Genomic DNA, 26,595 nt, shown 5'->3' on the forward strand with positions numbered 1-26,595 from the left:
GTTATTTAGCCCTTTCTACAATTTGAACTAATCTCCAGTTTTTGTTTTTGCTCAGCGGGCGAGTTTCCATAATCAATACGGTATCACCAATACCACAGGTATTAGCTTCGTCATGAGCCATAAATTTGGTAGTTTTCTTTACGAACTTACCATAGATCGGGTGTTTTACCTTCCTCTCTACAGCAACCACAATAGATTTATCCATCTTATTGCTTACTACCAGGCCGGTACGTGTTTTTCTTAAATTCCTTTCCATTTCGACGCTTATTATTTACTTTCAGAAGCTGACGCTGCTTTGCGTTTTGTTAATTCAGTATTTAAACGAGCAATATCCTTACGTACTTTGTTGATACGGCTTGGATTCTCAATGGCCGAAACTGCATGTGCAAATTTCAGTTTGGTAAGGTTACCCTTCTCCTCGCCGATCCTTGCTGTCAACTCTTCAGTCGTTAGCTCTAAAATTTCTGAGTTCTTCATTTTCTTATATTAGTTTTTGAGTTTTTAGTTCCAAGCCCGCTATATCAAACTGATAACCGCAAACTCAAAACTGCTAACTTATTTTATGCTTCTACGTAGTCTCTACGTGTTACAAACCGGGTCTGAACCGGTAATTTCTGAGCTGCAAGGCGCAATGCCTCTTTAGCAACTTCCAGTGGCACACCTTCGGCTTCGAAGATGATCCTTCCGGGGCGAACTACCGCTACCCAGTATTCAGGAGCACCTTTACCTTTACCCATACGTACCTCGGCTGGTTTTTTGGTTACAGGTTTGTCAGGGAATATCCTGATCCACACCTGGCCTTCACGTTTCATGAAACGTGTTACAGCGATACGTGCAGCCTCGATCTGACGGCTGGTAATCCATGCCGGCTCGAGTGATTTTATACCGAAAGAACCGAATGCAAGCTCAGCACCACGAGTGGCCATCCCTTTCATTCTGCCTTTTTGCATTTTTCTGAACTTCGTTCTTTTTGGCTGTAGCATTTTTTTAAGCTTTTATATCTAAACGATGTCTGTCTCGACTTGATTTATTCAATTATCTTCTTCCTGGTCCACCCGGGCGATTACCACCGCCTCTGTTTTGGCCACCCGGACGGTTACCACCGCCACGACGATCGCCGCCACCTTGGTTACCACCACCTCTTCTGTCACCACCGCCTCTGCGGTCACCACCACGTTCGCCGCCTCTTTCGTTGCCACGACCGCCAAATGATGCTGCGCCTTCCGGACGACCACCTTTACCGCTTGCGCTGCTGGCGCTGCCGATATTTGGTGATAAGTCACGTTTTCCGTAAACTTCACCTTTGCAGATCCATACTTTAACGCCGATCTTACCATAAGTAGTAAGCGCTTCGCCTAAAGCATAGTCAATATCTGCGCGGAAAGTATGCAGAGGAATTCTTCCTTCTTTGTATTGTTCGGTACGTGCCATTTCAGCACCGCCTAAACGGCCCGAAGTCATCACTTTTATTCCTTCAGCACCCATTCTCATGGTTGAAGCAATAGTAGTTTTCATAGCACGACGGAAAGAGATACGAGCCTCAAGCTGTTTTGCTATACCTTCAGCAACTAATTGTGCATCCAGTTCAGGACGTTTGATCTCAAAAATGTTGATCTGAACATCTTTCTTAGTCAGTTTTTTCAACTCTTCTTTGATCTTGTCAACTTCCTGGCCGCCTTTACCTATCACGATACCCGGACGGGCAGTGTGGATAGTTACGGTAATGCGTTTCAAAGTACGCTCGATAACTACTTTAGATATACCGCCTTTAGCGATACGTACTGAAATATACTTGCGGATCTTTTCGTCTTCAACTAATTTATCGGAGTAGTTATTGCCACCGAACCAATTAGAATCCCAACCTCTGATGATTCCTAATCTGTTACCTATTGGATGTGCTTTCTGTCCCATCTTAAATTAATTGTTATCGTTTTTACTGTCCACAATAAGAGTTACATGGTTTGAGCGTTTGCGGATACGATATCCACGGCCCTGCGGAGCCGGACGCAGTCTTTTCAACTGGCGGCCACCACCTACTGATACCTCTTTTACATATAAAGCGCTATCCTCAACACGTTTGCCTTCGTTTTTTGCTTCCCAGTTTTTGATAGCTGACAGCAATAATTTCTCAACACGGATAGCAGCTTCTTTATTAGTATATTTCAAGATATACAATGCTTTTTCTACGTTTTCTCCGCGGATCAGGTCAACCACCAAACGCATTTTGCGTGGTGAAGTTGGGCAGTCCTGTAACTTAGCAACAGAAGCTCCTCCTTGCTGAGCCTTTGCAGCCTCTTTTTGCTGTCTGATTAATACAGACTTTTTAATTTTTGTTGTTGCTTCCATTGCCTGTTATTTTTTCTTTTCTGCGTGACCACGGAATGTACGGGTTGGTGCAAACTCTCCCAGCTTATGTCCAACCATGTTTTCTGTTACATACACAGGAATAAACTTGTTACCGTTGTGTACTGCGAACGTATGACCAACGAAATCAGGAGAGATCATGGAACGACGTGACCATGTTTTTACAACTGATTTCTTGTTTGATTCATTCAGTGTTACAACCTTTTTCTCAAGGTTGTGATCTATATAAGGTCCTTTTTTAATTGAACGTGCCATTATTTCTTCCTTCTTTCAATGATGTAACGGTCAGATGATTTCTTTTTGTCGCGGGTCTTGAAGCCTTTAGCTAAAAGTCCTTTGCGTGAGCGTGGGTGACCGCCTGATGCCCGGCCTTCACCACCACCCATAGGGTGATCTACCGGGTTCATCGCTACACCACGAACTCTTGGGCGACGGCCTAACCAGCGTTTACGACCAGCTTTACCTAATACTGCATTTGCTCTCTCGCCATTTGAAACCGTACCGATAGTTGCCAGGCAAGTTGCCAGGATCATACGGGTTTCGCCTGAAGGCAATTTAATGATGGCATATTTACCATCACGTGCCGAAAGCTGTGCATAAGTACCTGCACTGCGTGCGATGGTACCACCCTGACCAGGGTTCAATTCAATATTGTGAATGATTGAACCTAGAGGGATATTCTTTAATGGTAAAGTATTTCCTACTTCTGGTGCTGCAGTTTCGCCTGCTACTACAATTTGTCCAACTTTCAATCCCTCTGGAGCGATCATGTATCTTTTCTCGCCATCAACAAAGTGTAACAGGGCTATACGTGCAGAACGGTTAGGGTCATACTCGATAGTAGCTACCTTTGCAGGGATATCGAATTTATTACGTTTAAAGTCGATCAACCTGTATGCTTGTTTGTGACCACCGCCTAAGTAGCGCATAGTCATTTTACCGCTATTATTACGGCCGCCTGATCTCTTGTTCGATGCTACAACCAACGACTTTTCAGGAACGTTTGTTGTGATGTCCGAAGTATCAGTATCTATCCTGAAACGGGTACCGGGGGTAACCGGTTTGAATCTTTTAACTGCCATCTCTATTAAATATTGCTGTAAAAGTCTATAGTTTCGCCGTCTTTCAACGTAATGATCGCTTTCTTGTAAGTAGCAGCGCGGCCCGAAACCACACCCGCTTTGGTATTGCGACTTTTCAGTTTTCCAACGTATTTCATGGTGTTCACCGCAGTGATATTCACACCATACATTTTCTCAATTGCCTGTTTTATCTGAAGCTTGTTTGCTCTGTGATCTACCTTAAAGGTATAGCGGTTAAGCTTCTCAGTAAGTTGAGCTACTTTTTCAGTAAGTAAGGGTTTCTTTAAAATTTCCATAATTACTTAGCTAATGCTTCCTCCAAAGTTTTAACTGCACCTGTAGTTAATAAAAGTGTACCGGCATTTAACACATCATAAGTGTTTAACTGATCGGCAGTGATCACTTTGCTTTTCTTCAGGTTACGGCTTGATAAATACACATTGTTATTTGCAGCAGGCAATACTAAAAGTGTTTTTACGTCACTTACTTTAAGGTCTGCTACCAGCTTTACGTAGTTTTTGGTTTTAACTGTATCGAAGTTAAAATCTTCCAATACTACGATGCTGTTATCTTTTGCTTTGTATGATAAAGCTGATTTACGGGCCAGTGATTTCAGTTTCTTGTTCAATTTGAAGCTGTAATCGCGCGGTTGCGGACCGAATACACGGCCACCACCATTAAACAATGGTGATTTGATACCACCGGCACGTGCACCACCTGTACCTTTTTGCTTATATAACTTGCGGGTTGAACCTGCAATTTCGTTACGCTGCTTTGCTTTGTGAGTACCCTGACGCTGATTAGCAAGAAATTGCTTCACGTCAAGATAGATAGCATGATCGTTAGGTTCGATTCCGAATACGGACTCAGGAAGTTGCACCTTGGCACCTGTTTCTTTACCTGATACGTTTAATACTTTAACTTCCATCTTATTTATCCACTATTACGAATGAACCCTTAGCTCCGGGGATGGAACCTTTAACAACCATTAGGTTTTGCTCAGGATAAACTTTCAAAACTTCGAGGTTTTGAATTTTAACACGAACATTACCAGTTTGACCAGCCATGCGCATACCTTTAAATACGCGTGAAGGCCATGATGATGCACCCAAAGAACCTGGCGCACGCAGACGGTTGTGCTGACCGTGAGTTTGCATACCCACACCGCCAAAACCGTGACGTTTTACCACACCCTGAAAACCTTTACCTTTTGAGGTACCAACCACATCCACAAAATCTCCCGCAGCAAAAATTTCCACGGTAACAGTGTCACCCAGATTTTTTTGATCTTCGAAAGTTTTGAATTCTACCAGTCTGCGCTTTGGCGTAGTACCGGCTTTTTGGAAATGACCTTTTAAGGGAGCAGGGGTGTTCTTTTCTTTTTTCTCACCATACGCCAACTGAACGGCGGCGTAGCCGTCTGCATCTACAGACTTCACTTGTGTTACCACACAAGGGCCAGCTTCGATTACTGTGCAGGGAATGTTTTTCCCTGTTTCGTCGAAAATGCTGGTCATTCCTACTTTTTTACCAATAATTCCTGACATTTTCTTATTTTGTTTGTGCCCATCGAAGCAGTAGGGCTTCGTTCAAGGCATATTATTTCCCCCGAAAGGGACGGCAAAGATAGATATTTTAGATTAACTGTCAAATACTTGCGCAATTATTTTTTATAATTTATTTGCGGGATGCAAAATGACTGATTAAGTGCGTGGTTGGTTGGGTTGGAACGAGGTCAATATAAGGAGGGAAATCGTCGTCATGTCAATCAGGTAAAAAGAAATAATTATATTTATTGCATGAATAAACCTAAAACTCTTATTGCATTAATTATATGCATGGCATTCGCTCTAGGCGTACGCGCACAGGATACTGCTAAAACGCAATCACGCATTTTTGCAGCTGTAGAAAATGAGCCTGTTTTTCCAGGAGGTATACCAGCATTTTATAAATATATTACCACGAGTCTAAAATACCCTCAAGTAGCCCGTATCCTTGGCCTCACAGGTAAAGTATACATTTCCTTCGTGATCGATAAGGATGGCTCTGTAACTGATGTAAGACCAGTAAGATGCATGGGAGCTGGATGTGAATCAGAAGCAGTAAGGGTAGTTTCTATGTCTCCCAAATGGTCGCCGGGCATACAAAAGGGGCGAAAAGTAAGAGTGCAATACACTATGCCAATATCATTTGATCTTAAAACAGAAAGTGGCGATAAAATTGTTCCTGATAAAACTTCTATGAAAGACCTCCGAAAGTCAGAATACGGTTTTGTTTTCTTTATTAAAGGTCAAACCCATTCACTTGATGACGCTCAAAAGATACTCGGGAAATCATTCGATCCAACCACAATATTAACTGTCGAAAATTTTGATGATCCCAAATATGTTGTGCCAGAGAAAAAGGAGACTTATTTGGTAGTAATGAAAAATGAGCAATAATCATTTATAAATAAAAACCTTACTGCATCAGATCATAAGCCTTTTACCTGATCCCCCAAGTGAAAAACTGTCGCCAGCTTACTATACTGTTTCTTATTGCATTCCAATTCGCATTTGATGTTGCCGCTGCATTTCCGCGCGTCGATACTGTAAGAACAAAGTAAAAGGCCAGGGACGCAGAGCTATTTTGCAAGCAAAAAGGCTATAATACGACCTATTGCATCCTTATCGATATGGGCCTTCCATCCGGAATAAAGCGCTTTATGGTGTGGGACTTTCATAAAAATACTATTATACTTTCCGGGCTTGTTAGTCATGGCTGTGTCATTAATCCCTGGTCAGGTATCTGGTCAAAGAATAAGCCAGCTTTTAGTAATGCGATCAACAGCCATTGCAGTTCGCTGGGTAAATACCAGGTGAGCAACAGGGCCGCCAGTACCTGGGGTATCCGCATAAAATATTATTTAGAAGGTTTGGAGCACACTAACAGTAATGCTTATGCGCGCGATGTGGTATTACATTCCTGGGAGCAAGTGCCGGATAAGGAAGTTTATCCGGACGGGACGCCCGAAGACTGGGGTTGTCCTGCAATATCCAACAGCACTATGAAAGCGGTAGATAACCTGATACGATATCAAAAGAAGCGTTTGCTGCTATGGATCTATAATTGATGGTAAGAATTTCTTATATTCAGCCAATCAATATATTAACATGAAAAAAGCCCTTACCCCACTCGCCCTCGTTTTTGTATCCCTGATTTTATTTTCCTGCAAACCAAAACCGCATGATCCGCTTGCGGGCTCAAGCCGTGAAGATAAAAACGGCTGGATCTACATTCATCTACAAGGTTCGCCGCATGATATCGGCTATCAGCACGGTTACCTGGTATCAAAAGAGATTGACACCATGCTAAAGATATTGCAGTACTACCTGCCAAGCAGCAGCGGCAAGGATTGGGCCTTTTACCGTGGTGCTGCCCAACGCTTTTTGTGGAAAAAAATAGATAAGGAATACCAGGATGAAATAAAAGGTATTGTAAGCGGACTGGAGGCCCATGGCATGAAATACGACACGCTGGATATTGCCGCTATGAACGCCTATTATGAATTACCCGGATATTATGTGCCTACCTTGATGAATAAGGAGAAACCGGGCAGCGGTGACAATCGTGCGCCAGGCAATTGCAGCGCCTTTATCGCTACCGGCAGCTTTACCAAAGATCATAAAATAGTGATCGCCCATAATAACTGGACGGACTACATTGTAGGCGAACACTGGAACGTAATTGCAGATATTAAACCCGAAAAAGGCAACCCTATATTAATGGACACCGGTCCGGGTTTTATTCATAGCGGAGATGACTTCTTAGTTACTAAAAGCGGACTGGTGATTACCGAAACCACCATTACACAGTTTAAAGGATACGATACTACCAAAACTCCGGAGTTTGTACGGGCACGTCGCGCTGCGCAATATGCCAACAGCATTGACGATGTGGTAAAAATAATGACCACTGATAACAACGGCGGTTACGCCAACGACTGGCTGATTGGCGACACCAAGACCAACGAGGTGGCCAAACTCGAACTCGGCCTGAAAAATTATAAGGTTTGGCGCTCAAAGGATACAGCTTTCATTGGTTCTAACTTTGCTATCGATCCAAAGCTGATTAAAGAGGAAACAACTTTTGATGTAAATGATAAAACTACCTCACCCAATGCACGCCGTAAGCGCATGGAGCAATTAGTGCAAGTCGATTATAAAGGCAAACTGGATGATGCTACTGGTAAAACCATTGAAGGCGATACACATGATGCGCTTAACAATAAAGATGCATACAACCGTTGCGTAATTGATGGGCACGTTGAAGAAGACCCTTTAGGTTGCAAGGAATTTAACGAGGGGCCATTTTTCCCAATGGGTGCAGTACAGGGGAAAGTGGCAACAGCCGACCAGGCAGGAAAAATGCAGTTTTGGGCGCACATGGGTCACCCGGGCGGGGCTGACTTTTTAGCCGGACCTTTCTTAAAAAAGCATCCTGAATATTTTAAGACACAAGGTAAGTATTTGCGGGACATGAAAGCTTATCCGTGGACATTGTTTAGTTCGAAGTAGGTATAAGGTATTGGATATTATATTAGGAATAGTGATAGCGGCACTGCAGAATATGCAATCTGTTATCTTTAACCTGATAAACCAACCGATGTTCATCTGTTATTCGCCGACTCCAGCAGCCTGAGAAATTTCCTTTCAAAGGCTCTGGTTTACCAATTCCTTTGTATGGAGATCTTAATGTGTCTTTTATAAGATCATTGATACGCTGAAAGATCTTCTTATCAGTTTGCTGCCAGTATAAATAATCTTCCCAGGCTTTGTTTTGCCAGACCAGTTCCATATCAATCTTCAATCAATTTATGAGATTGGTGTTGTCCGCTATTCATCTCATCAATAGCATCTTGCAAACGTTTTCTATTGGCTTCACTTTTCATCAGATGCAAAGTTTCAATAATAGAATTATATTCAGCTAATCCCATCACCACTACATTTTTCCCTTTGGTACGTGAAACAATTACGGTTTCGGCATCGTCACTTACCATATCCAGATTCTTAGCAAGATTGCGGCGAAACTCGGTATAATTTATAACTTCCATGGCTTCAAATTAAGTACTTAATCAAGTACAAATATAAGATATTTTTTATAATGCAAGTAATTCCGACTTCAACCTTCCGTCTCCGCGTTCAGACTAATCCATCATCAACCTTCTGATCAGTTCGGCACTTTGTGCTTTCCCTTCTTCTAAACGGTCTTTAAAGAATGCCTGAACATCGTTGAAATGCTTTTTATAGCCTTCCATGTCGCCGTATCCGATAATGGCCGACCATTCTCTTACCGCCGAATGGAATTCCAGATCGTCACCACGGATGGTTTTATCATACAAAGCTGCCTGTATCGATTCCTCCAATAATTCTTCCTCCTTAAACAGGTATTCGGCAATGCCCAGGCGTAAACGGAAAGGTGGCGTTTGGCAGATCAGATTATCATACGGGTTTACACCCAAGTGGTACCAGGCGTCTACCATGCTTAAGATACTCAGATGCGAGTTCGGTTTTTGCAATTCATGGTGCTGTGAGAGGGAGAATTCTTTCATCACTTTGTCGTTCAGCATGATAGGCTTACGGCTTTCATGAAAAACGAAGTCGCGGGCACGGTATAATCTTTCGCGGAAGGCCTTCTCTTCCTCTTTAATCATCAGCTTAAATAATTCTGACTCCGATACGGCATACCGTTTCACTTGTTGCCGCGCATAAGGATTTAATATTGCCAGTCCGGCATACACGTGTGCTTTATAACTAAATATCCGCAGCGTGGTCAGTATTTTCACATTGTCTATCCCTCCTACGTACGAGCCATTCTCCCATGGGAAAAAACCTGCTTCCTTCCACGCGGTGCCCATGCTTTCAAAACCTACGTGGGTTACAGCCTGGGTATCGGCTACAATTTTATCGTGTTCGTGATAGTCTGGAATTTCTACAATGTCTGTTTCAACTGCAGTGAAGAGATCAAGCATTCGTTGGTAGGCCTCATCCCCGGCCCTGTGTTTTATAAGGATCAGCTTCTGCCCTTTCGGCTCGAAACCGGGCCCATGCATCGCATGAAAGGTGATAATCTGCGCATCGGCAGGCAGATGCTTTTCAAATATGGCTATTTCAGGATGCTTAACAGAGGTTTGTCCGGCAACTATAGCGCCGTATTTGGTTGATGGACCGTAAGCGGCAACAACATCAGCAAGGCGATCTGCTTCGACAGAGTAAACGACCAGGTCGCTCGCCCGGGCTACATCGCTGCCGTTGTCCTTTATCGTAATACCAAGTGGATTAAGCTCTGCCTCCAAACGCTCCCTGTTCTCTGGCAAATCGCAACCGCTAACCGCGTAACCAGCCTTTGCAAAGGCCTTGGCATACAGCTTTCCCATGTCGCCCAAACCGATAATACCTATATTCATGTCGCTAATATAAGTATGCGTTACCTAATTTATAATTAAAGCTTAATTATTGCTTGATATTACTGGTTACATTTTTCTTTAAATTAGTATATCTTTTGTTCGACGAAATCAGTATAAAAGGAATAAAACATTTTTCATAAAAGTTATTTACATATTAATTAACTTGAAATCTAAAATATGCCACCAATGACCAAGCGCTTTCTGTTACCCGGTTTCCTGTTTGTCTTCCTTTGTGTTTTTATGTGCAGTGCGGCAAAAGCTCAGGACACCACAAAAAAGGCGGAGCCTGAAAAAAAGGTTGAACCTGTAACGCAACAGCCTGTTACAAAGTCTGTTGCTCAACCAACGATAAAGCCTCTTTACCGTCATCACAGCATATCACCTGCTGTCACCCCACCGGCTGCTGCAACAAAAAACCCCGCGCAGCAGGCAGCAAAAACTATTGCTCAACAGCCGGCAACATCAAGTACAATGGACACAACACAACCTGATCTGAAAACTCCGGCTGACCCAAATCAGCTGAATGCTAAGAGTCTCAGCAACCAGTATCAATACATGCTGAGCAAGACTCTCCGTTTTCAGCAACCTTTGCTTGCTGCTTTATGGAAAAATGTGACTGATACACTCACCAAAGAACGTAACGACGTAAAAGCAGCGCAGGCCAAACTAAGCGCCGATGCTAAACTGATAGATAGTTTAAAAACTGCGTCTGCCAATGCTGCAAAAGAACCGGCTGGTTCGCAATCAAGCAGTACGCCTTCTGATACGATCAGTATGTTTGGGATTGTTCTGTCAAAATCGACTTATAATCTCGTAATGGTTGGGTTGGTAATTGGATTGGCCATTGCCCTGGCAATCGTAATTGGGACTACAGCTAAACACAAATACGAAGCACGTCACCGCACCGAGCTTTATGAAGAAATAGAAGAAGAGTTTAAAACCTACAAAGCCAAAGCCACCGAAAAAGAACTGAAGCTTGCCCGCGAGCTGCAAACTGAACGCAACAAGCTGGATGAGCTATTAGGACGTGGATAGACCTTATTGATTTCGAATTTCGAATGTTCAATTTCGAATTTTATGTTAGGGTAAATCCGAAATCACAAATTCGACATATCATCACTCCGACCTCAAACTTTTCACCGGATTTGCAACTGCAGCTTTGATGGCCTGGAAGCTTACAGTCAGCAATGTAATTAGCAAGGCGCCGATGCATGATACCACAAATACCCACCATGAAATTGTGGCGTGATAATGATATCCATTTAGCCATCCGTTGAGGAAATACCAGGCTATTGGTGTGGCGATGATGCAGGATAACATAACAAGCGTTAAAAAATCTTTAGAAAGCATACCCCACAAGTTGAATACCGAAGCACCCAATACTTTACGTACACCTATCTCTTTGGTTCGCTGCTCGGCAACAAATGAAGCTAGTCCAAACAAACCTAATGATGAAATAAATATCGCTAGTATAGCAAAGATTGATGCCAGTTTGCCTATGCGCTCTTCATCGGAGAACTTTTTGGCATAATTCTCATCTGTAAAATGGTAATCAAATGGACTAGCCGGGTTATATTTCTTGAAAACGCCTCCTATTTTAGCCAATGCGTCCTGTATGTGAGCATCTGGCTTTATTTTTATCGTAATAATATTTGCCCAATTATAATCCACAAAAAAGATAGTAGGCTGAACGGGCGTGTATGGCGATTGCATTATCATGTTGTCGATCACGCCGACAACAGTATATGTCTTCTTGTCCTTACGGATGATCTTACCTATCGGGTTCTTAAAGCCGGTGAGCTTTACAGCACTCTCATTTAATACCATAGCACTGGTATCACTTGCAAAGTCGCGTGAGAAATCACGACCCCTGCGTATGTGCCAGCCAATGGTTTTACCGAAATCCCGCGTTACAGCTATTGTGCCAAAAAGCGGATTGGTACCGGGTTGTTTTCCCTCCCATTCATACCCAATCTGGTTGCTGTACACATCTGTAGTGGGGCTTGATGACTCGGCCATATTCTCCACCACCCCGGTGTTGATCAGGTCGCTTCTTAGAGCGTCATAGTGACCATAGATATCGGGGGTGTTCATATCTATAGAGATCAACCCTTCACGAGAGTATCCAACAGGCCTGTCCTTGGCATAGTTGATCTGCCGGAAAACGATGATCGTACCAATAATCAATGTAACCGATATGGTAAATTGCAGAACCACTAATATTTTGCGCGGGATAGCTGCAAATCTGCCCGCCCGGAAAGTTCCTTTCAGCACTTTTACCGTATTAAACCCTGAAAGGTAAAACGCAGGATAGCTGCCTGAAACAAAACCTGTAAAGACTGTAAATAAAATAATTACCAGCCAAAAACCGGCATTAGCCCAGGGAATGGACATGGATTTATCGGCTATAACATTAAAGAAAGGTAATGTACCAAGTACGATCAACACAGCAAATACCAATGCCAGGCAGGCCATCAATACCGATTCGCTCAGGAACTGAACGATCAGCTGCTTTCTTATTGAACCAATAGCTTTACGTATACCTACTTCCTTAGCACGTTTTTCAGATCGCGCTGTACTCAGGTTCATAAAGTTGATACAGGCCAGCAGTAAGACAAATATTCCGATAATGCCAAAAAGCCAAACATACTGTATACGTCCTCCCTTTATCTTACCGTTCTCAAAATCGCTATAAAGCCGCCATTTATCCATTGGGTGTAGCAGCAAGTGTTCATTGCCTTCCTCCTTCTTCACATATTTCTGCGTAATGAGCTCGATGCTGGCAGATGTTTTGGCCATGTCCACATTATCATTCATCTGCAAAAAGATCTGGAAACTGTGATTATCCCATTCAGTCGACGAGCGTTGCAGCCATTTCTCGGTAGTCACGTACTTATCCCATGACATCAGGAAGTGTGTATCATTAAAGGATGAATTTTTAGGAATATCCTTATAAACACCAGCAACCTTAAAATCGTATTTATTATTGATGCGGACCGTTTTGCCTACTACATCATCGCCACCGAAAAGGGCCGCTGCAAGTGAATGATCAATGAGAATCGACGACGGATCTGTCAACCCTTTCATAGTGCCGGTTAGCTTTTCCAGACTCATCATGGTAGGGAATTCAGGCTGCACCCACATGCCCGACTTAGAGAGCTTCTTTTCGCCAGCACCAACAATAAACCCAAAATTCCACGAGGTAAGGGTGACGTACTTAAAGTCGGATCCATACTTGTTACGCAGTTCTACTCCAAGAGGAATGGCCATAGCCTGTCCGGTACCCGTTTCATTATTAAACGTCTGGGTAATCATCACCTGCGCTATCTTTTTATGGTTAGCGTGGTAATGATCATAGGTCAATTCATCATACATCCAAAAGCCGATGAGCATGGCCACCGCCATACCACATGCCAAACCCAATACATTGATGGAGGAGTAAACTTTGCTTTTAAGCAGGTTACGCCAGGCGATCTTGAAGTAATTTTTAAGCATCTTCCCTAAGTTTAAAATTCGCTTATTAAAAGACGCCTTGAATTTTAAATCGTTGCAGGGAAAAATAAAAAAGTCATTTTCACACATCCGTGATAATGCGTTTTGTTTCGTTCTTTATTTTGTAACAGTCAGAGCGAAACACCTCTCTTCTATCGTTATTGCAATGACGCTACATTATCGGGGTCCAAAAATAAAAGCCACCCGTTTCCGAATGGCTTTCTTAATATCTGATCTTCCGGTACTATCACACCTTGATCTCCACTTCAACACCGCTTGGCAATTCAAGCTTCATCAAAGCGTCAACAGTTTTTGAGTTTGAGCTGTAGATGTCCAATAATCTCTTGTAAGAGCATAGTTGGAATTGCTCACGTGCCTTTTTGTTTACGTGTGGTGAACGCAGTACAGTGAAAATTTTCTTTTCAGTTGGCAGCGGAAGCGGTCCGCTTACTACAGCACCCGTAGGTTTTACTGTCTTTACGATCTTCTCAGCTGATTTATCAACCAGGTTGTAATCGTACGATTTTAATTTGATTCTGATTCTTTGGCTCATTTTGTTTGTTTTTTAAACCAACCCTAAGAGCTATTTATTAGGGAGTGGTTGATTGTTTATTTTATATTAGTTGTAGAGGTTGTAGAAGTTGTAAGGGTTGTAAAGGTTTTAACTACTTCAACCATTACAACCACTACAACCTTTCTAACTTAATCTATAGCAACTTGTTTTCTACCCTTTGCCTTAGCAACTACTTCGTCCTGAACGTTACGTGGTGCTTCAGCATAATGGTCAAACTCCATAGTTGAAGTTGCACGGCCCGAAGTGATGGTACGTAACTGAGTTACATAACCAAACATTTCTGAAAGTGGTACCATTGCTTTGATCACCTGAGCACCTGCACGGGTGTCCATACCTTGCAGCTGGCCACGACGACGGTTCATGTCACCGATAACATCACCCATGTTTTCTTCAGGGGTAAGGATCTCGATCTTCATGATCGGCTCTAACAATACCGGTTTACATTTTGGCAACGCCTCGCGGTAAGCTGAACGAGCTGCAATCTCGAAAGATAATGCATCCGAATCGACAGCGTGGAACGAACCATCAATTAAACGTACTTTTAAGCTGGTTAAAGGATAGCCTGCCAATACACCGTTATCCATAGCTGCTTTGAAGCCTTTTTCTACAGATGGGATGAACTCGCGAGGGATAGCACCACCAACGATCTCATTCACAAACTGTAAGCCTTCTTTGCCCTCATCGGTTGGAGAAACAACGATCTGGATGTCGGCAAATTTACCACGACCACCAGTTTGTTTCTTATAAGTCTCACGGTGTTGTATAGTACCTGTGATTGCTTCTTTGTAAGCTACCTGTGGTGCACCCTGGTTAACTTCAACTTTAAACTCACGTTTCAGACGATCCATGATGATATCCAGGTGCAACTCGCCCATACCAGAAATTACAGTTTGACCTGTATCCTGATCGGTTTGTACACGGAAGGTTGGATCCTCTTCAGCCAGTTTACCCAAAGCAATACCTAATTTATCAACGTCAGCCTGAGTTTTTGGCTCAATAGCTAAACCGATAACCGGGTCAGGGAAGTTCATTGACTCTAATACGATTGGATGTTTCTCATCGCAAAGGGTATCGCCTGTTTTGATATCCTTAAAGCCCACTACCGCAGCAATATCACCTGCACCTACGTTAGGGATAGGGTTTTGCTTGTTAGCGTGCATCTGGAATATACGGCTGATACGCTCTTTGTTGTCTGAACGCATGTTGTACACGTATGAACCAGCATCCAGGTTACCAGAGTAAACACGGATGAAGCACAAACGGCCCACAAACGGGTCGGTAGCAATTTTAAATGCCAATGCAGCAAATGGTTCTTTTACGTCTGGTTTAACCAATATTTCGGCACCAGTATCTGGGTTATGACCAACCACACCTTTTGAATCCAATGGTGAAGGCATCAACTCCATCACGTAATCCAGCATGGTTTGCACACCTTTGTTTTTGAAAGATGAACCGCAAGTCATCGGAACGATCTTACCGGCTAATGTAGCCTGGCGTAATGCATCCAATACTTCGCGCTCAGTGATGGTTGTAGGATCTTCAAAGAATTTCTCCATCAGCCCGTCATCAAACTCAGCTACTGCTTCTAATAATTTCTCTCTCCACTCAGTTGCTTCCTCGATCATATCGTCAGGGATTGGCACTTCAGTAAAGGTCATACCTTTATCGTGCTCGTTCCAAACAATACCTCTCCAGTTGATCAAATCAACCACACCTTTGAAGTTATCTTCGGCACCGATTGGCAATTGAAGCGGAATAGCAGTACTGCCCAGCATTTCTTTAACCTGTTTAACCACGTTTAAGAAATCAGCACCAGAACGGTCCATTTTGTTAACGAAACCGATACGTGGTACGTTGTAGTTGTTAGCCAAACGCCAGTTAGTTTCTGACTGTGGCTCAACACCGTCAACAGCTGAGAATAAGAATACCAGCCCATCCAGTACGCGCAATGAACGGTTTACCTCTACGGTAAAGTCCACGTGTCCCGGAGTATCGATGATGTTGATGTGGTAGTTGTGGCCACGGTATTTCCAGTTAACGGTAGTAGCAGCTGATGTGATAGTGATACCACGCTCCTGCTCCTGCGCCATCCAGTCCATTGTAGCCGCACCCTCGTGCACCTCACCAATCTTGTGGCTCACGCCCGAATAGTAAAGGATACGCTCGGTTGTAGTGGTCTTACCGGCATCGATGTGAGCGGCAATACCTATGTTTCTTGTATATTTAAGATCTCTTGACATAATATTTTGATTGAGTGAATTAGCGAAATAGTGAATTACTGATTAGTATAACGTTACCAAATCAACAATTCACTAGTTCATTCATTCAATAATTAGAATCTAAAATGTGAGAACGCCTTGTTGGCTTCAGCCATTTTGTGCGTATCTTCTTTCTTCTTCACAGCAGCACCTTCACCTTTTGAAGCCGAGATGATCTCACCTGCTAATTTCTCCATCATGGTTTTTTCGCCACGACGACGTGCATAGCTGATCAGCCATTTCATACCCAAAGCAACTTTACGCTCAGGACGAACTTCTGTAGGCACCTGGAAGTTTGCACCACCTACACGGCGGCTTTTTACTTCTACAGCAGGCATTACGTTGTTCAAAGCTTTTTTCCAGGTATCTAAACCGTTTTCGTTAGTCTTTTTCTCAACTATCTCAACAGCGTTATAGAATATAGCGTATGCGGTAGATTTTTTACCATCATACATCATATTGTTTACGAACCTTGTTACCAAAGTATCATTGAACTTTGGATCAGGAAGGATAATTCTCTTTTTTGGTTTTGACTTTCTCATGTTTACTATCCTCCTTAATTATTTCTTTTTACCGCCTTTGCCCGCTGGTGCAGCTACCTGACCTGGTTTAGGGCGTTTAGTACCATATTTACTACGACGCTGGTTACGACCTGCAACACCTGAGGTATCCAATGCACCACGGATGATGTGGTAACGTACACCCGGTAAGTCTTTAACACGACCGCCGCGGATCAACACGATGGAGTGCTCCTGTAAGTTGTGACCTTCACCTGGGATGTAAGCGTTTACTTCTTTTCCGTTGGTTAAGCGCACACGGGCCACTTTACGCATTGCTGAGTTTGGTTTCTTAGGGGTAGTGGTGTACACACGGGTGCACACGCCTCTTCGCTGTGGACAGCTGTCCAACGCTGGCGACTTACTCTTGTCAACCAGAGCTACTCTACCTTTTCTAACTAATTGTTGAATAGTAGGCATTCTTCCTTTTTTTGTTTATTTGTTGTTCCCTTCTAAGCACGCCAACACGACGGGCAGTTTTTAGGGACTGCAAAAGTACGGACTTCTTTTTTGATTTTCAAGTGGTTGGGTGAAGTTTTTTTAATTAGTTGGATGGTTGAACCTCGTTGTAAAGTTGGAAGGTTGAAAAGTTGTAAAGTTGGGCTTGATATTCCCCAAGCGTCATTGCGAGGCGCAAGGCGGGTGGTGTGTGCCGCGCAACGAAGCAATCGCATGCTATAAAGGGCGAAGATGCATAGTTCGCGATTGCTTCTTCACCACTCAGGCCGCTCATCGCAATGACATGGTTTATCTACCTCCTTCCTCAATGACCTAGGGAGAATAGACTTCCCAACCTAATCAACCACTTAACTTAATCAACTCACCGAACCCAAATCCACTCACCGACCCAATCTCCCCCCTTACCGACTTCTTTATTCAAATCGCCAGTATTCAATTGATGCGCCTTTACCAGCGCTATAACTTTGGGGTATACTTTAAAACTTAAGACAATGAAAACGATCATAGAACACCCAGACAGACATCACAATAGCCGTACAATATTAGGCGCAACTATAGCGGTAATCGGCTGTTTATTCCTGATCAATCAGTTTGATCTGCCATTTATCCCTGATTGGTTATTTAGCTGGCCAATTGTGCTGATAGGCTTTGGTATCTACACCGGTTCACGCCACAATTTTCAGAATAAATCATGGTTTATACTCACCCTGCTTGGCTTTGCCTTTCTGCTCGAAAATTCAGGCTTGTTTATAGATGATGTGATCTGGCCCACAACCCTTATCCTGCTCGGACTGTTTGTGATATTCCGCAACAGATTCAGCCACAACAACACCACTACCACTGAAAACAACTAAAGAACACGTCGTTCTTACTCCACATAGATTATACCTGAAAAGGGGGACCCGTAAGTCCCTCTTTTTCTTTTTAGCATTAAATGCATTAATTTGGAGGCATCAGCTTATGCTCATGAGAAAAATATTATTCATTGCCTTCCTCCTGGTATCGTTCAGTCAGCTTGTCCTCGCCCAAAAGAAAATAGTTGTTTTTCAATCCGATTTTGGCTTGAAGGACGGCGCAGTATCCGCTATGAAAGGCGTTGCTATGGGCGTATCACCCGATCTGAAGCTATTCGACCTGACACACGAGATACCTGCCTACAACATCTGGGAAGCAGCCTATCGCCTTGAACAAACTGTAAGATATTGGCCTGCGGGTACAGTTTTCGTTTCGGTGGTTGATCCGGGAGTTGGTACAACACGGAAATCAGTGGTACTTAAAACCAAATCAGGGCATTTTATAGTTACTCCTGATAACGGCACACTGACATTAGTTGCTGAATCCTTATGCATTGATGAAATAAGGGAAATTGACGAGGCAGTGAACCGCCGTAAAGATTCGCAAAAATCATACACCTTTCACGGCCGCGATGTTTATGCGTATACTGGTGCAAGATTAGCTTCAGGAACGATAACATTTGAGCAGGTTGGGCCGGCATTACCTAAAAAAGTGGTAACTATTCCTTATCAAAAACCGGCACTAAGCGGGAAAACGCTGAAAGGAAACATAGCAATACTGGACATTCAGTATGGCAATGTCTGGACCAATATTCCGGATTCTTTATTGAACCTGCTTCACCCCAAGTACGGTGAAACATTTCATACGATTATCTCGCACAATGGCAAAGTAGTTTATACCGTTGATGCACCTTACTGTCAGACTTTCGGAGCGGTTGCTAAGGGAAAGCCGTTGGTATATCTGAATAGTTTATTGCAATATTCGCTGGCATTAAACCAGGGCAATTTCGCTGCAGCTTACCACATTGGCAGTGGGTCAGGATGGAGTGTAGCAGTTAGCAAAAGGTAGATTTTAACTTAATATGCTACAAAGTACCATGGAATATTTAAACAACCTTTTTTTAAATACACCGTAGCCCAGTCGCCTTTCTTCATCTGGTTGTACACCGACTTAGGAACACTTTCATCTTCTGATTCTTTTTTTGGCCCCCAGGCATCTAATTTCAAATAATAAGTGGTTGACCTGCCTGTTGTTATGTAATGATCAAGCACCCTTGTCTTATATTCGGTTGGTCGTGATCCATCAAAAGCACAATTTATCATGCCGACTGCGCTGATACTGTAGACAATGCAAAAACAGATACCTGCCCATAAATTAGACTTTCGGGCCTTTGATGGTCTTAAAAGTAAAACGAATAGTAGCAACAGCACCACAAATAAGAAAGCTGTCGGCAAAATGCAATCTGTAGCGTTAAGGGCCTGATATTGGATAATTAACCTCAAACCCAAGCCTCCGACAGAAAGATATAATGCCACGGTTAAATTTGGATGAACACTCTTCTTTCCTGTGTCTAGCAGGGCTACTATTTGCTGCTGCGCAAAAAAATATATTAATACGATTAGCGGATACGATAACCCTAAAATAATTGGCAAATAATAATAAGAGGTTGGGATTAAGAGCCAAATCATTATAAAAACACCACCAATATTCAGAAATCGCGCAACTCTTTTCGCAGCTTTAATTCTTTGTTCCCGGTCCGGTACAGAATCACCGATTGCGGGGTTATTAAAAGCTTCAGACACTTCGGTATCGTAGTCTGATTTATCAAGATCTTCAAATCTATTTACCAGGAATTCGGCTAACGAGGGGCCATTTATGATATAGTTAAAGTCGCCTATTATTATTCTTGATTTGCTTTTATTGCAGGGTTCGAGGATAATCTTCATCGCCTGTATCCTGAACCCTTTTATTTCGCTAAAGAGTAATTCTTTCTGTCCAAAAGCCCGGTATTCAATAATACTATCGCTGTTTAATACTATTTTCCCCCGGTATATTGCAACAATCCCGTAACCAAAAAGCAGAATCGAAACCAAATTTATTCCCAACCAAAGCAATACGTTTTTATTGCTTATTATGGCATCAACCAAAAAGTATAACATGATTGAAATAATGGCTATACAGAACGCGTAACCAAATATCTTCCAACCCTTTTTTATATTAAACTCTTGCTCCATCGTGATGTAATAAGGCCGCAGCAATATAATATTTGTATTTTGAACAATCAAACAGAAACTTTTTCACCGACATTTTATGTCAGCTCACCGAGATGTTAGATATTATCGCCAATATTTGATAGGTTCGCCTCAAGTATTACCTTAGTTTTGAATATGATTTAAATTTGCGACGAATAGCATGGACAACGATATAAAATTTGAAAATAATAAGCCCCGGAATAACAAGGCGCTCGCCGGCATCATTTTGCTGGTGGTTGGCCTGGCACTGCTGGTTCACCAGTTAGACCTTTTCTTTTTCCCGGGGTGGTTGATAAGCTGGCCAATGGCCCTTATCGCAATAGGCTTTTACAACGGGGCAAAACATCAGTTCAGAAACTCAGGCTGGCTGATCATGGTTTTGATAGGCGTGATCTGGTTATCAAATGAAGCTTTCCCTCATTATGATGTCGGAAAGATCACCTGGCCGCTGTGTATTATCATATTCGGATTATGGATGATAATGAGAAGGGGAAATAAGTGGGATAAACACAAAGCCGACTGGGACAAATGGACACAGAGTCAAACCCAAACACCTCCTTCTACCGATCCAAATGCAGCTAATGATCCTGGTCAATCCAATAGCTGGGATCCTACAGGCAAATACAAACACACCTATGGCGACGATTACCTGGATGCTGTATCTGTATTCGGCGGTGTAAAAAAGACCATCCTGGCTAAAGACTTTAAGGGCGGCGAAATAGTTAACATTTTTGGAGGCGCCGAACTTGACCTTACACAAGCAGATATCAATGGCAGGGTTGTACTCGACATCACCCAGATATTCGGGGGAACCAAAATCGTCGTTCCGTCCAACTGGCAGGTAGTATCCGATATTGCAGCTGTATTCGCAAGCGTAGATGATAAGAGGATACGGTCAACTGCCGCCTCTGGTAGCGAAAAGATTTTGGTACTCAAAGGTGTTTCCATCTTTGCAGGGATAGACATCCGTAGTTATTAATAAACACTGTATTAAAACTGATTCAAAAAACAAAAGGAAAAAGTTTTGGCAAGTTCACAGTCAGCATTCTCCAAACTTCGCGCAGCATTTTTAACCGGGGCCCTGGTATGGGCGGCACTGTTAACCTACCTGGTGCATGGGTTTGGCTTTTCCTGGTTCATTGCTCTGGCAGATGGGCTGGTCAGTACATTGCTTCTTGGCGCTGCCTGTTGGCTCATCAATAATAACCTGCGTTACTTTCAACCCGGTAAAGGCAGCTATATCAATATATTGACGTGGTGCGTGGCTTTGGCACTGGCTTGCTCCTTTGGTTCGCGGTGGATATTACCTTATGTAGTAAAGGATACCGCTTATAGCAATTTTGTTATCCAATCGGTCATCATACGTTTGTTTACCGACTTTTTGGCGGTTGGCTGGATGGCTATGTTAAGTGTGATCTATTACTCTCAGCTCGATCAGAAAGAGAACGAAAAAAGAAAAGCGGAGGCCGAAAAACTGGCCCGTGATGCTGAGTTGTATAACCTTCGCCAACAGTTGCAGCCTCACTTTTTATTTAACAGCCTAAACTCCATCAACGCACTGATAGGTTTTAAACCCGACCAGGCACGGATGATGATCCATCAGCTCTCTGACTTCCTGCGTGGGACCCTGAAAAAGGATGATCAGGTAAATGTGACCCTCACTGAGGAGTTGGCACATTTGCAATTATACCTTGATATAGAAAAAGTCCGCTTCGGCCACCGTTTGATGACCGAAATAAGTTGCGATACCAAATGCCAGGAATGCAAACTGCCGCCGATGATATTGCAGCCGATTGTAGAAAATGCGATAAAATTTGGTCTGTATGATACAACCGAAAGTGTAACCGTGAGCATACGTGCCGAATGGGACGATAACTACCTGATCATCATGATCCAAAACCCGTACGACCCGAATACTGCACGGCCAAGAAAAGGTACCGGATTTGGCCTGAGCGGGGTACAAAGAAGACTGGATTTATTGTATGCACGTACTGACCTTGTTGAAACTCACGCAAATGATAATATCTTTACAACAATTATTAAAATCCCACAAGTATGAAGCGAGTATTACTAATTGATGATGAACCTTTGGCACGGATGGTTGTACTCGAATATTTGCAGGAATTTAAGGATAGCATTGAAGTATTAGGCGAATGTAACGATGGTTTCGAAGGCCTCAAAGCCATTCAGCAACACCAACCTGACCTAATATTCTTAGACGTACAGATGCCAAAAATAAACGGCTTTGAAATGCTGGAACTGGTGGAAAACCCTCCCGCTGTGATATTCACCACCGCATTTGATGAGTACGCCATTAAAGCTTTTGAGGCTCACGCTGTAGATTATCTGCTTAAGCCTTTCAGTAAAGAACGTTTTATTAAAGCGGTTGAAAAGTTCCTTGCCCAGAAACCAATAGAGCAGCCTGCCAAACAAACTGAAAACTTACTCGAAACCGCGGCGCAATCCCCTGCCCAGCATGAACGTATTGTTGTAAAAACAGGCACCAAAGTAAAGATTATTCCGGTAGCCGATGTAGAATACCTGGAGGCTGATGATGACTATGTAAGCGTTCATACCAAAGAAGGCTCGTTCCTGAAGAATAAAACCATGAGTTTCTTTGAGCAAACTTTGGATGCTGACCAGTTTGTACGTGTTCACCGTTCCTACATTATCAAAATACAGGACATTACCCGTATTGACCCATACGAGAAGGATGCCCACATAGCCATACTCAAATCAGGCGCAAAAATACCGGTAAGTAAGACTGGTTATGCTAAGCTGAAGCAGGTGCTGGGGATATAACTAGCTGCTATTCTGTAAAAGAAACTAAACTTATCATGTTATCTAAAATTTTCTTAACACTACTTGTTATATCTGTTTTTGCTTGTAATCGAATACCGGCACAATCACATTTGCAGACAGATACTGCTTCAAACAATTATGATAAGGTCTTAAGTGATCGTGAGAAACAAGCTTCTGAAAAGCAAAATGATAGCTTGGGAGACTTTATTACAAGAATAGATTTCAAGATTAAAACAGATAACTTAACTGATTTTGAAGATGGTTTTATTCCCTGGGTGGAATTGGAACATCCGGATAAGGACCTGAAAAAATTAATTGATAAAGGTGAAAAAGTGATCCGTGATAAAAAAGTAACACTAATCATTGATTACCCCTTAAGCAAAGAGTGCAAGTTTGAATTGACATCAAGCAATGGATTTACCAGGGAAGCACTTGTTAAGAAAATAAGTGACAAATATCATCAGATTTATCAGGAGGAGGAAAGTACTGCTACCGTTAAAACAGTCCCTGTTAAGGAAAGAACGACGCTTTATAACCGAAATCAGACTGATGGGAAATATGGCATCTGGGGACACGACTTAGCAGATTTAGCCTTAGATCATATCATGGTCTACAAATCAGCTAATGGAGATATTCTTTTAAGTTTAGATATTGATTCTTAGTAGTAAAATCAACAACACTCACCACTATAAGAATAGATGTACTTTAGGGATGGTGAAGTGATAACACCGACCATAAGCTGAACTAAAGAGTGTTTCACCTTGTCTGTTACACAATAACGAACGAAACAAACACTACCGGTTTAAGTAGCTTTATCAAATCAATAACACCTTCCACGCCTCCTCTACCCTGCCCTCATCCAGCAATTGCTTAGCTTTAATATGGAGCTTCAATTCACGTGTATTACTATCGCCAACAGTAGCATCCAGTATTTCTTTGATTTCAGGTGATTGGCTATAAGCCTCAGCTTCTTCATCAGTCGGCAGTACTTCCACATTACCAAGCTGACCAAGGTTATTTCCTGTCAACACTTTTGAATTGCGGATTGCATACGGAATACTATCTACCCCAACACCGATAGTACGAACCGGTTTTGCTACTTTAAATAGATTATCTTTGTTAACGCGGCAATACCAGTCGCCGCCAAGGCGTGCTACCAGTTCCAGTTTTTGCTGATCGATCTTGCCACTATCATCCAGTATCTTTTCATCAATATGGATCAGCTTGATCTCGGCAATCACCAGGTTACCTGCGCCGGGCCCTTCGCCAAGTGGCTTTACTTCTTTCACTACACATTCTAATTGCACAGGGGATTCAGCTACTCGTGGTGGCTTTACCAATAACGATGGCTCAGGTGTGAAACCCGACTTTATGAACTCATTTACCCCCTTTGGATACTCCACACTGGCGAGCGAGGTTTGCTGCACCATATCATAGGTCACAATATTGATCACACACTGAGGCACTTCCATTATATTCTGAAGCGAATGCTTGGTAGTATTATCTCTCACCCTGCGCGATGGCGAAAACACACAGATTGGCGGATTGGCACTAAACAGATTAAAAAAGCTGAATGGACTAAGATTGACATTCCCCTCACTGTCCACCGTTGATGCAAAACAAATAGGTCGCGGGGCAATGGCATATTGCAGGTAATTATGGAGATCGGGTATGGTGAGGTCTTTGATATCGAGTGTGAGCATGTTCAGCTGTTGTAAGGTTGTAAAGTTAATTAACTACTTAACTCTATCAACCATTCAACCAACGCTACAACAATTCAACATCTATCCGGCGATGCACAGGCTCGGTAATCAAAGCTGGTTGTTTGGCTGGCAGGTATCCGAAAAACTCCCATCCCGATTGATGGTTAGAGTAAACCACATGGCCTCCTTCGGGTTCATCGGTATAGTAAATGGAATAAATGACATAACTCTCCTTCGTAGAGTTTTTTGGAGCTGTTTTTCTGCCGGGTAGCGTGCTATCAGCTGCATTTTCTTTAGGTCGGTGTAATACAGTAGCCATCGCATTGTTCATTTATACTGATGTATACGTGTATTGAACTAAAAAATGTTTCGATTTACAAATAGCTAATAAACAACTATTTAGAAGAATAAATAAAACATATTAGTGTATCTGAACAATGGGCAAAGAACAAGCCGGTGTTAAGCCTGTGTAAACAATACTTATCCCGGTGATGTTAATTAGGATAAAATCTACCGTGAAAAATATTGTATTTACTTTATTGTGTTTAATTACACTTAAAGCAAGCGCACAAATTACTGATACTGCAAAAGCCAACGGCATAAAAAATGATGTGACGGCGATGCCTGATACAGTTAAGCACTTGCACAGCAAAACCTGGGCATGGATCCCTCCCGCGGCCCTCGTCGGCTATGGTTTCTCATCATTTGTAATCAACCCTGTACGCAACGTCGACTATTATTTCAGAATGCGTATCGCACGAAGTGATCCGAATTATAATTCAAAAGTTGCCGACTATCTGCAAATAGCACCTGCTGTTATGGTGTATGGTTTAAACCTTGGAGGAGTGGAAGGCAAAAACAGGTTTGTTGATCGTACGGCCATTCTTGTATTATCAGCTGGTATACTCACTGGAGCTGATGGGCTTAAGTTTATCATGCACAGGCAACGGCCTTATGGGACCGATAAGCTTTCTTTTCCTTCAGGACACACGGGCGCTGCTTTTCTTACTGCTGAGTTTCTGGCGCAGGAATATTCCGGGAAATCGGTTTGGTACGGCGTAATCGGCTATACCTTTGCAGCTACTACCGGGGTACTGCGAATGTACGGCCGCGATCACTGGTTTAGCGATTGTGTGGCTGGTGCAGGTTTCGGCATTCTTTCTACTAAAGCAGCTTATTGGATATACCCGTACATTCGTAATGCGTTAACCCATAAGGGCAAACATGGAAGAAGTTCGATGATTATGCCGGGTTATTATAATGGCACACCGGGTTTATCATTTGCAATGCAGCTGTAGCATTAGTGGATCATGCAAATGACATCCATACATAAATTAATGCCCAAACCAGTAAGAAAATAGATCCACCGGCTACATCGCCTCTGTGATTTTTTATATCTTTTTTGATTAGCCAGACATACAATACCCAGCCCAGAAAAACGGTTGGAAGAATAATCGGAATAAAAACCCTCATTGTGATAAATCATTTAGGTTAACTCATCCAAAAATAGTCACTGCTCCGTAAATATCAAACGACGACCCAACAAAAAGCCTTCGACCTGAAAACAGGCAGAAGGCCTTCCCTTATTATTGTGGTGGTGCTGCTGGCGCAGGTGGCGGCGGTGGCGGTTTCGGTGCATCATGTCTTGCAGCACAGCTGCTAAATATTGTGCCGACTGTGGCGGCAAGCAATACAATTCTTACTATTCTCTTTTTCATAGCGATGAGTGTTTTAAATATAATATCCCCAGCGAAGAATTGTTTTCAAATTGTTGATTTTCAAACCTATATTAGTTCAATAAAACCTATCAAA

The 26,595-nt window shown here is 42.7% G+C and carries 33 protein-coding genes and 1 pseudogene; 11 read left to right on the forward strand and 23 right to left on the reverse strand.

All coding sequences use genetic code 11. The annotated features are described in order from the left end of the window. Nucleotide 1: 1 nt before the first annotated feature. The 10 genes from rpsQ to rplC form a co-directional block, all read right to left on the reverse strand. Nucleotides 2–256: a 30S ribosomal protein S17 gene (gene rpsQ / locus Q3A68_RS14460; RefSeq protein ID WP_302901810.1), complete on the reverse strand. Its 255-nt coding sequence runs from the start codon at nt 254–256 to the stop codon at nt 2–4. An 11-nt stretch (nt 257–267) separates the two neighbouring features. Then, the gene (gene rpmC / locus Q3A68_RS14465; RefSeq protein WP_302901811.1) at nt 268–477 is read right to left on the reverse strand and encodes a 50S ribosomal protein L29; all 210 of its coding nucleotides are present in this window, start codon (nt 475–477) and stop codon (nt 268–270) included. 83 nt (nt 478–560) lie between these two features. Next, nucleotides 561–983 (reverse strand): 50S ribosomal protein L16, encoded by a 423-nt coding sequence (gene rplP / locus Q3A68_RS14470; RefSeq protein ID WP_147034186.1) that lies wholly within the window; start codon nt 981–983, stop codon nt 561–563. 52 nt (nt 984–1,035) lie between these two features. Further along, on the reverse strand, nt 1,036–1,911 hold the full coding sequence (rpsC, locus tag Q3A68_RS14475) for a 30S ribosomal protein S3 (protein ID WP_302901812.1): 876 nt from the start codon (nt 1,909–1,911) through the stop codon (nt 1,036–1,038). Nucleotides 1,912–1,917: 6 nt separating this feature from the next. Then, nucleotides 1,918–2,346: a 50S ribosomal protein L22 gene (rplV, locus tag Q3A68_RS14480; protein ID WP_302901813.1), complete on the reverse strand. Its 429-nt coding sequence runs from the start codon at nt 2,344–2,346 to the stop codon at nt 1,918–1,920. 6 nt (nt 2,347–2,352) lie between these two features. Then, a complete protein-coding gene (gene rpsS, locus Q3A68_RS14485; RefSeq protein WP_302901814.1) occupies nt 2,353–2,619 on the reverse strand; it encodes a 30S ribosomal protein S19 in 267 nt (88 codons plus the stop codon). After that, nucleotides 2,619–3,446: a 50S ribosomal protein L2 gene (gene rplB / locus Q3A68_RS14490; RefSeq protein WP_302901815.1), complete on the reverse strand. Its 828-nt coding sequence runs from the start codon at nt 3,444–3,446 to the stop codon at nt 2,619–2,621. Before rplB ends, rpsS begins: the two co-directional genes overlap by 1 nt. A 5-nt stretch (nt 3,447–3,451) precedes the next feature. Then, entirely contained in the window at nt 3,452–3,742 is a 291-nt protein-coding gene (gene rplW, locus Q3A68_RS14495; protein WP_302901816.1) for a 50S ribosomal protein L23, read from the reverse strand. A 2-nt stretch (nt 3,743–3,744) separates the two neighbouring features. Continuing rightward, complete coding sequence (gene rplD, locus Q3A68_RS14500) at nt 3,745–4,374, reverse strand: 50S ribosomal protein L4 (protein ID WP_302901817.1); 630 nt, start codon at nt 4,372–4,374, stop codon at nt 3,745–3,747. Nucleotide 4,375: 1 nt separating this feature from the next. Beyond that, nucleotides 4,376–4,993, reverse strand: a complete 618-nt coding sequence (rplC, locus tag Q3A68_RS14505) for a 50S ribosomal protein L3 (RefSeq protein WP_302901818.1) — start codon at nt 4,991–4,993, stop codon at nt 4,376–4,378. Between the two features lie 291 nt (nt 4,994–5,284). On the opposite strand from rplC, the gene Q3A68_RS14510 reads away from it, so the two are divergent. The 3 genes and pseudogenes from Q3A68_RS14510 (at nt 5,285) to Q3A68_RS14520 (ending at nt 8,002) form a co-directional block, all read left to right on the forward strand. Beyond that, the gene (locus Q3A68_RS14510; RefSeq protein ID WP_302901819.1) at nt 5,285–5,887 is read left to right on the forward strand and encodes an energy transducer TonB; all 603 of its coding nucleotides are present in this window, start codon (nt 5,285–5,287) and stop codon (nt 5,885–5,887) included. Nucleotides 5,888–6,093: 206 nt separating this feature from the next. Further along, nucleotides 6,094–6,558 (forward strand): annotated as a pseudogene (locus Q3A68_RS14515) (murein L,D-transpeptidase catalytic domain-containing protein); the annotation flags it as partial. A 40-nt stretch (nt 6,559–6,598) separates the two neighbouring features. Next, nucleotides 6,599–8,002 carry a C45 family autoproteolytic acyltransferase/hydrolase gene (locus Q3A68_RS14520; protein ID WP_302901820.1) on the forward strand — a complete coding sequence of 468 codons (1,404 nt, stop codon included), beginning with the start codon at nt 6,599–6,601 and terminating at the stop codon, nt 8,000–8,002. A gap of 22 nt (nt 8,003–8,024) precedes the next feature. Here the strand turns inward: Q3A68_RS14520 and Q3A68_RS14525 are convergent, their stop codons facing one another. The 3 genes from Q3A68_RS14525 to Q3A68_RS14535 all read right to left on the reverse strand — a co-directional run bounded on the left by Q3A68_RS14525 (nt 8,025) and on the right by Q3A68_RS14535 (nt 9,891). Further along, nucleotides 8,025–8,282 (reverse strand): Txe/YoeB family addiction module toxin, encoded by a 258-nt coding sequence (locus Q3A68_RS14525; protein ID WP_302901821.1) that lies wholly within the window; start codon nt 8,280–8,282, stop codon nt 8,025–8,027. Between the two features lies 1 nt (nt 8,283). Continuing rightward, entirely contained in the window at nt 8,284–8,538 is a 255-nt protein-coding gene (locus Q3A68_RS14530; protein ID WP_302901822.1) for a type II toxin-antitoxin system Phd/YefM family antitoxin, read from the reverse strand. Nucleotides 8,539–8,631: 93 nt separating this feature from the next. Next, on the reverse strand, nt 8,632–9,891 hold the full coding sequence (locus Q3A68_RS14535; protein ID WP_302901823.1) for a prephenate dehydrogenase: 1,260 nt from the start codon (nt 9,889–9,891) through the stop codon (nt 8,632–8,634). A gap of 186 nt (nt 9,892–10,077) precedes the next feature. Here Q3A68_RS14535 and Q3A68_RS14540 point away from each other — a divergent pair, with 186 nt between their 5' ends. Beyond that, nucleotides 10,078–10,926, forward strand: coding sequence for a RodZ family helix-turn-helix domain-containing protein (locus Q3A68_RS14540; RefSeq protein ID WP_302901824.1), 849 nt, complete (start codon nt 10,078–10,080; stop codon nt 10,924–10,926). Between the two features lie 81 nt (nt 10,927–11,007). On the opposite strand, the gene Q3A68_RS14545 is transcribed toward Q3A68_RS14540, so the two are convergent. From Q3A68_RS14545 to rpsL, 5 genes are all read right to left on the reverse strand, one after another. Then, nucleotides 11,008–13,386 carry an ABC transporter permease gene (locus Q3A68_RS14545; RefSeq protein ID WP_302901825.1) on the reverse strand — a complete coding sequence of 793 codons (2,379 nt, stop codon included), beginning with the start codon at nt 13,384–13,386 and terminating at the stop codon, nt 11,008–11,010. Nucleotides 13,387–13,630: 244 nt separating this feature from the next. Next, nucleotides 13,631–13,936 (reverse strand): 30S ribosomal protein S10, encoded by a 306-nt coding sequence (gene rpsJ / locus Q3A68_RS14550; RefSeq protein ID WP_022830652.1) that lies wholly within the window; start codon nt 13,934–13,936, stop codon nt 13,631–13,633. Between the two features lie 149 nt (nt 13,937–14,085). Continuing rightward, nucleotides 14,086–16,197 (reverse strand): elongation factor G, encoded by a 2,112-nt coding sequence (gene fusA / locus Q3A68_RS14555; protein WP_302901826.1) that lies wholly within the window; start codon nt 16,195–16,197, stop codon nt 14,086–14,088. Nucleotides 16,198–16,289: 92 nt separating this feature from the next. Then, nucleotides 16,290–16,757, reverse strand: coding sequence for a 30S ribosomal protein S7 (rpsG, locus tag Q3A68_RS14560; protein ID WP_302901827.1), 468 nt, complete (start codon nt 16,755–16,757; stop codon nt 16,290–16,292). 18 nt (nt 16,758–16,775) lie between these two features. Continuing rightward, entirely contained in the window at nt 16,776–17,192 is a 417-nt protein-coding gene (gene rpsL / locus Q3A68_RS14565; protein WP_302901828.1) for a 30S ribosomal protein S12, read from the reverse strand. A 530-nt stretch (nt 17,193–17,722) separates the two neighbouring features. Here rpsL and Q3A68_RS14570 point away from each other — a divergent pair. Further along, the gene (locus Q3A68_RS14570; protein WP_302901829.1) at nt 17,723–18,085 is read left to right on the forward strand and encodes a LiaF transmembrane domain-containing protein; all 363 of its coding nucleotides are present in this window, start codon (nt 17,723–17,725) and stop codon (nt 18,083–18,085) included. 112 nt (nt 18,086–18,197) lie between these two features. After that, nucleotides 18,198–19,094 carry an SAM hydrolase/SAM-dependent halogenase family protein gene (locus Q3A68_RS14575; protein WP_302901830.1) on the forward strand — a complete coding sequence of 299 codons (897 nt, stop codon included), beginning with the start codon at nt 18,198–18,200 and terminating at the stop codon, nt 19,092–19,094. 8 nt (nt 19,095–19,102) lie between these two features. Here the strand turns inward: Q3A68_RS14575 and Q3A68_RS14580 are convergent, their stop codons facing one another. Then, nucleotides 19,103–20,260: a hypothetical protein gene (locus tag Q3A68_RS14580; RefSeq protein WP_302901831.1), complete on the reverse strand. Its 1,158-nt coding sequence runs from the start codon at nt 20,258–20,260 to the stop codon at nt 19,103–19,105. 178 nt (nt 20,261–20,438) lie between these two features. Here Q3A68_RS14580 and Q3A68_RS14585 point away from each other — a divergent pair, with 178 nt between their 5' ends. The 4 genes from Q3A68_RS14585 to Q3A68_RS14600 are packed head-to-tail and all read left to right on the forward strand — an operon-like array spanning nt 20,439 to nt 23,742. Continuing rightward, complete coding sequence (locus Q3A68_RS14585) at nt 20,439–21,257, forward strand: LiaF transmembrane domain-containing protein (RefSeq protein WP_302901832.1); 819 nt, start codon at nt 20,439–20,441, stop codon at nt 21,255–21,257. A 45-nt stretch (nt 21,258–21,302) separates the two neighbouring features. Further along, a complete protein-coding gene (locus tag Q3A68_RS14590) occupies nt 21,303–22,337 on the forward strand; it encodes a sensor histidine kinase (RefSeq protein WP_302901833.1) in 1,035 nt (344 codons plus the stop codon). Further along, nucleotides 22,334–23,080 carry a LytR/AlgR family response regulator transcription factor gene (locus tag Q3A68_RS14595; protein WP_302901834.1) on the forward strand — a complete coding sequence of 249 codons (747 nt, stop codon included), beginning with the start codon at nt 22,334–22,336 and terminating at the stop codon, nt 23,078–23,080. The genes Q3A68_RS14590 and Q3A68_RS14595 overlap by 4 nt, the downstream gene beginning before the upstream one ends. A gap of 35 nt (nt 23,081–23,115) precedes the next feature. Then, nucleotides 23,116–23,742, forward strand: a complete 627-nt coding sequence (locus Q3A68_RS14600) for a hypothetical protein (protein ID WP_302901835.1) — start codon at nt 23,116–23,118, stop codon at nt 23,740–23,742. Between the two features lie 153 nt (nt 23,743–23,895). Here the strand turns inward: Q3A68_RS14600 and Q3A68_RS14605 are convergent, their stop codons facing one another. Then, the gene (locus tag Q3A68_RS14605; RefSeq protein ID WP_302901836.1) at nt 23,896–24,783 is read right to left on the reverse strand and encodes a flavin reductase family protein; all 888 of its coding nucleotides are present in this window, start codon (nt 24,781–24,783) and stop codon (nt 23,896–23,898) included. Nucleotides 24,784–24,847: 64 nt separating this feature from the next. Continuing rightward, complete coding sequence (locus Q3A68_RS14610; RefSeq protein ID WP_302901837.1) at nt 24,848–25,102, reverse strand: hypothetical protein; 255 nt, start codon at nt 25,100–25,102, stop codon at nt 24,848–24,850. A gap of 196 nt (nt 25,103–25,298) precedes the next feature. Here Q3A68_RS14610 and Q3A68_RS14615 point away from each other — a divergent pair, with 196 nt between their 5' ends. Next, on the forward strand, nt 25,299–26,081 hold the full coding sequence (locus tag Q3A68_RS14615; RefSeq protein WP_302901838.1) for a phosphatase PAP2 family protein: 783 nt from the start codon (nt 25,299–25,301) through the stop codon (nt 26,079–26,081). 10 nt (nt 26,082–26,091) lie between these two features. On the opposite strand, the gene Q3A68_RS14620 is transcribed toward Q3A68_RS14615, so the two are convergent. Beyond that, on the reverse strand, nt 26,092–26,256 hold the full coding sequence (locus Q3A68_RS14620; protein WP_302901839.1) for a hypothetical protein: 165 nt from the start codon (nt 26,254–26,256) through the stop codon (nt 26,092–26,094). A 113-nt stretch (nt 26,257–26,369) separates the two neighbouring features. Next, a complete protein-coding gene (locus tag Q3A68_RS14625) occupies nt 26,370–26,501 on the reverse strand; it encodes a hypothetical protein (RefSeq protein ID WP_302901840.1) in 132 nt (43 codons plus the stop codon). Nucleotides 26,502–26,595: the final 94 nt, after the last annotated feature.

The sequence above is a fragment of the Mucilaginibacter tolerans genome (genome assembly GCF_030519375.1).
Classification (GTDB): Bacteria; Bacteroidota; Bacteroidia; order Sphingobacteriales; family Sphingobacteriaceae; genus Mucilaginibacter.

Bases quoted from the DNA above. Each gene is read 5' to 3' on its own strand.
- rpmC (WP_302901811.1), bottom strand. From the start codon at position 477: ATGAAGAACTCAGAAATTTTAGAGCTAACGACTGAAGAGTTGACAGCA.
- Q3A68_RS14610 (WP_302901837.1), bottom strand. From the start codon at position 25,102: ATGGCTACTGTATTACACCGACCTAAAGAAAATGCAGCTGATAGCACG.
- Q3A68_RS14580 (WP_302901831.1), bottom strand. From the start codon at position 20,260: ATGGAGCAAGAGTTTAATATAAAAAAGGGTTGGAAGATATTTGGTTAC.
- rpsQ (WP_302901810.1), bottom strand. From the start codon at position 256: ATGGAAAGGAATTTAAGAAAAACACGTACCGGCCTGGTAGTAAGCAAT.
- Q3A68_RS14510 (WP_302901819.1), top strand. From the start codon at position 5,285: ATGGCATTCGCTCTAGGCGTACGCGCACAGGATACTGCTAAAACGCAA.
- Q3A68_RS14605 (WP_302901836.1), bottom strand. From the start codon at position 24,783: ATGCTCACACTCGATATCAAAGACCTCACCATACCCGATCTCCATAAT.
- rpsS (WP_302901814.1), bottom strand. From the start codon at position 2,619: ATGGCACGTTCAATTAAAAAAGGACCTTATATAGATCACAACCTTGAG.
- rplC (WP_302901818.1), bottom strand. From the start codon at position 4,993: ATGTCAGGAATTATTGGTAAAAAAGTAGGAATGACCAGCATTTTCGAC.
- Q3A68_RS14530 (WP_302901822.1), bottom strand. From the start codon at position 8,538: ATGGAAGTTATAAATTATACCGAGTTTCGCCGCAATCTTGCTAAGAAT.
- rpsG (WP_302901827.1), bottom strand. From the start codon at position 16,757: ATGAGAAAGTCAAAACCAAAAAAGAGAATTATCCTTCCTGATCCAAAG.
- rpsC (WP_302901812.1), bottom strand. From the start codon at position 1,911: ATGGGACAGAAAGCACATCCAATAGGTAACAGATTAGGAATCATCAGA.
- rpsJ (WP_022830652.1), bottom strand. From the start codon at position 13,936: ATGAGCCAAAGAATCAGAATCAAATTAAAATCGTACGATTACAACCTG.
- Q3A68_RS14540 (WP_302901824.1), top strand. From the start codon at position 10,078: ATGACCAAGCGCTTTCTGTTACCCGGTTTCCTGTTTGTCTTCCTTTGT.
- Q3A68_RS14585 (WP_302901832.1), top strand. From the start codon at position 20,439: ATGGACAACGATATAAAATTTGAAAATAATAAGCCCCGGAATAACAAG.
- fusA (WP_302901826.1), bottom strand. From the start codon at position 16,197: ATGTCAAGAGATCTTAAATATACAAGAAACATAGGTATTGCCGCTCAC.
- Q3A68_RS14570 (WP_302901829.1), top strand. From the start codon at position 17,723: ATGAAAACGATCATAGAACACCCAGACAGACATCACAATAGCCGTACA.
- rplV (WP_302901813.1), bottom strand. From the start codon at position 2,346: ATGGAAGCAACAACAAAAATTAAAAAGTCTGTATTAATCAGACAGCAA.
- Q3A68_RS14620 (WP_302901839.1), bottom strand. From the start codon at position 26,256: ATGAGGGTTTTTATTCCGATTATTCTTCCAACCGTTTTTCTGGGCTGG.
- Q3A68_RS14545 (WP_302901825.1), bottom strand. From the start codon at position 13,386: ATGCTTAAAAATTACTTCAAGATCGCCTGGCGTAACCTGCTTAAAAGC.
- Q3A68_RS14625 (WP_302901840.1), bottom strand. From the start codon at position 26,501: ATGAAAAAGAGAATAGTAAGAATTGTATTGCTTGCCGCCACAGTCGGC.
- Q3A68_RS14520 (WP_302901820.1), top strand. From the start codon at position 6,599: ATGAAAAAAGCCCTTACCCCACTCGCCCTCGTTTTTGTATCCCTGATT.
- rplB (WP_302901815.1), bottom strand. From the start codon at position 3,446: ATGGCAGTTAAAAGATTCAAACCGGTTACCCCCGGTACCCGTTTCAGG.
- rplD (WP_302901817.1), bottom strand. From the start codon at position 4,374: ATGGAAGTTAAAGTATTAAACGTATCAGGTAAAGAAACAGGTGCCAAG.
- Q3A68_RS14535 (WP_302901823.1), bottom strand. From the start codon at position 9,891: ATGAATATAGGTATTATCGGTTTGGGCGACATGGGAAAGCTGTATGCC.
- Q3A68_RS14600 (WP_302901835.1), top strand. From the start codon at position 23,116: ATGTTATCTAAAATTTTCTTAACACTACTTGTTATATCTGTTTTTGCT.
- Q3A68_RS14525 (WP_302901821.1), bottom strand. From the start codon at position 8,282: ATGGAACTGGTCTGGCAAAACAAAGCCTGGGAAGATTATTTATACTGG.
- Q3A68_RS14595 (WP_302901834.1), top strand. From the start codon at position 22,334: ATGAAGCGAGTATTACTAATTGATGATGAACCTTTGGCACGGATGGTT.
- Q3A68_RS14575 (WP_302901830.1), top strand. From the start codon at position 18,198: ATGAGAAAAATATTATTCATTGCCTTCCTCCTGGTATCGTTCAGTCAG.
- rpsL (WP_302901828.1), bottom strand. From the start codon at position 17,192: ATGCCTACTATTCAACAATTAGTTAGAAAAGGTAGAGTAGCTCTGGTT.
- rplW (WP_302901816.1), bottom strand. From the start codon at position 3,742: ATGGAAATTTTAAAGAAACCCTTACTTACTGAAAAAGTAGCTCAACTT.
- rplP (WP_147034186.1), bottom strand. From the start codon at position 983: ATGCTACAGCCAAAAAGAACGAAGTTCAGAAAAATGCAAAAAGGCAGA.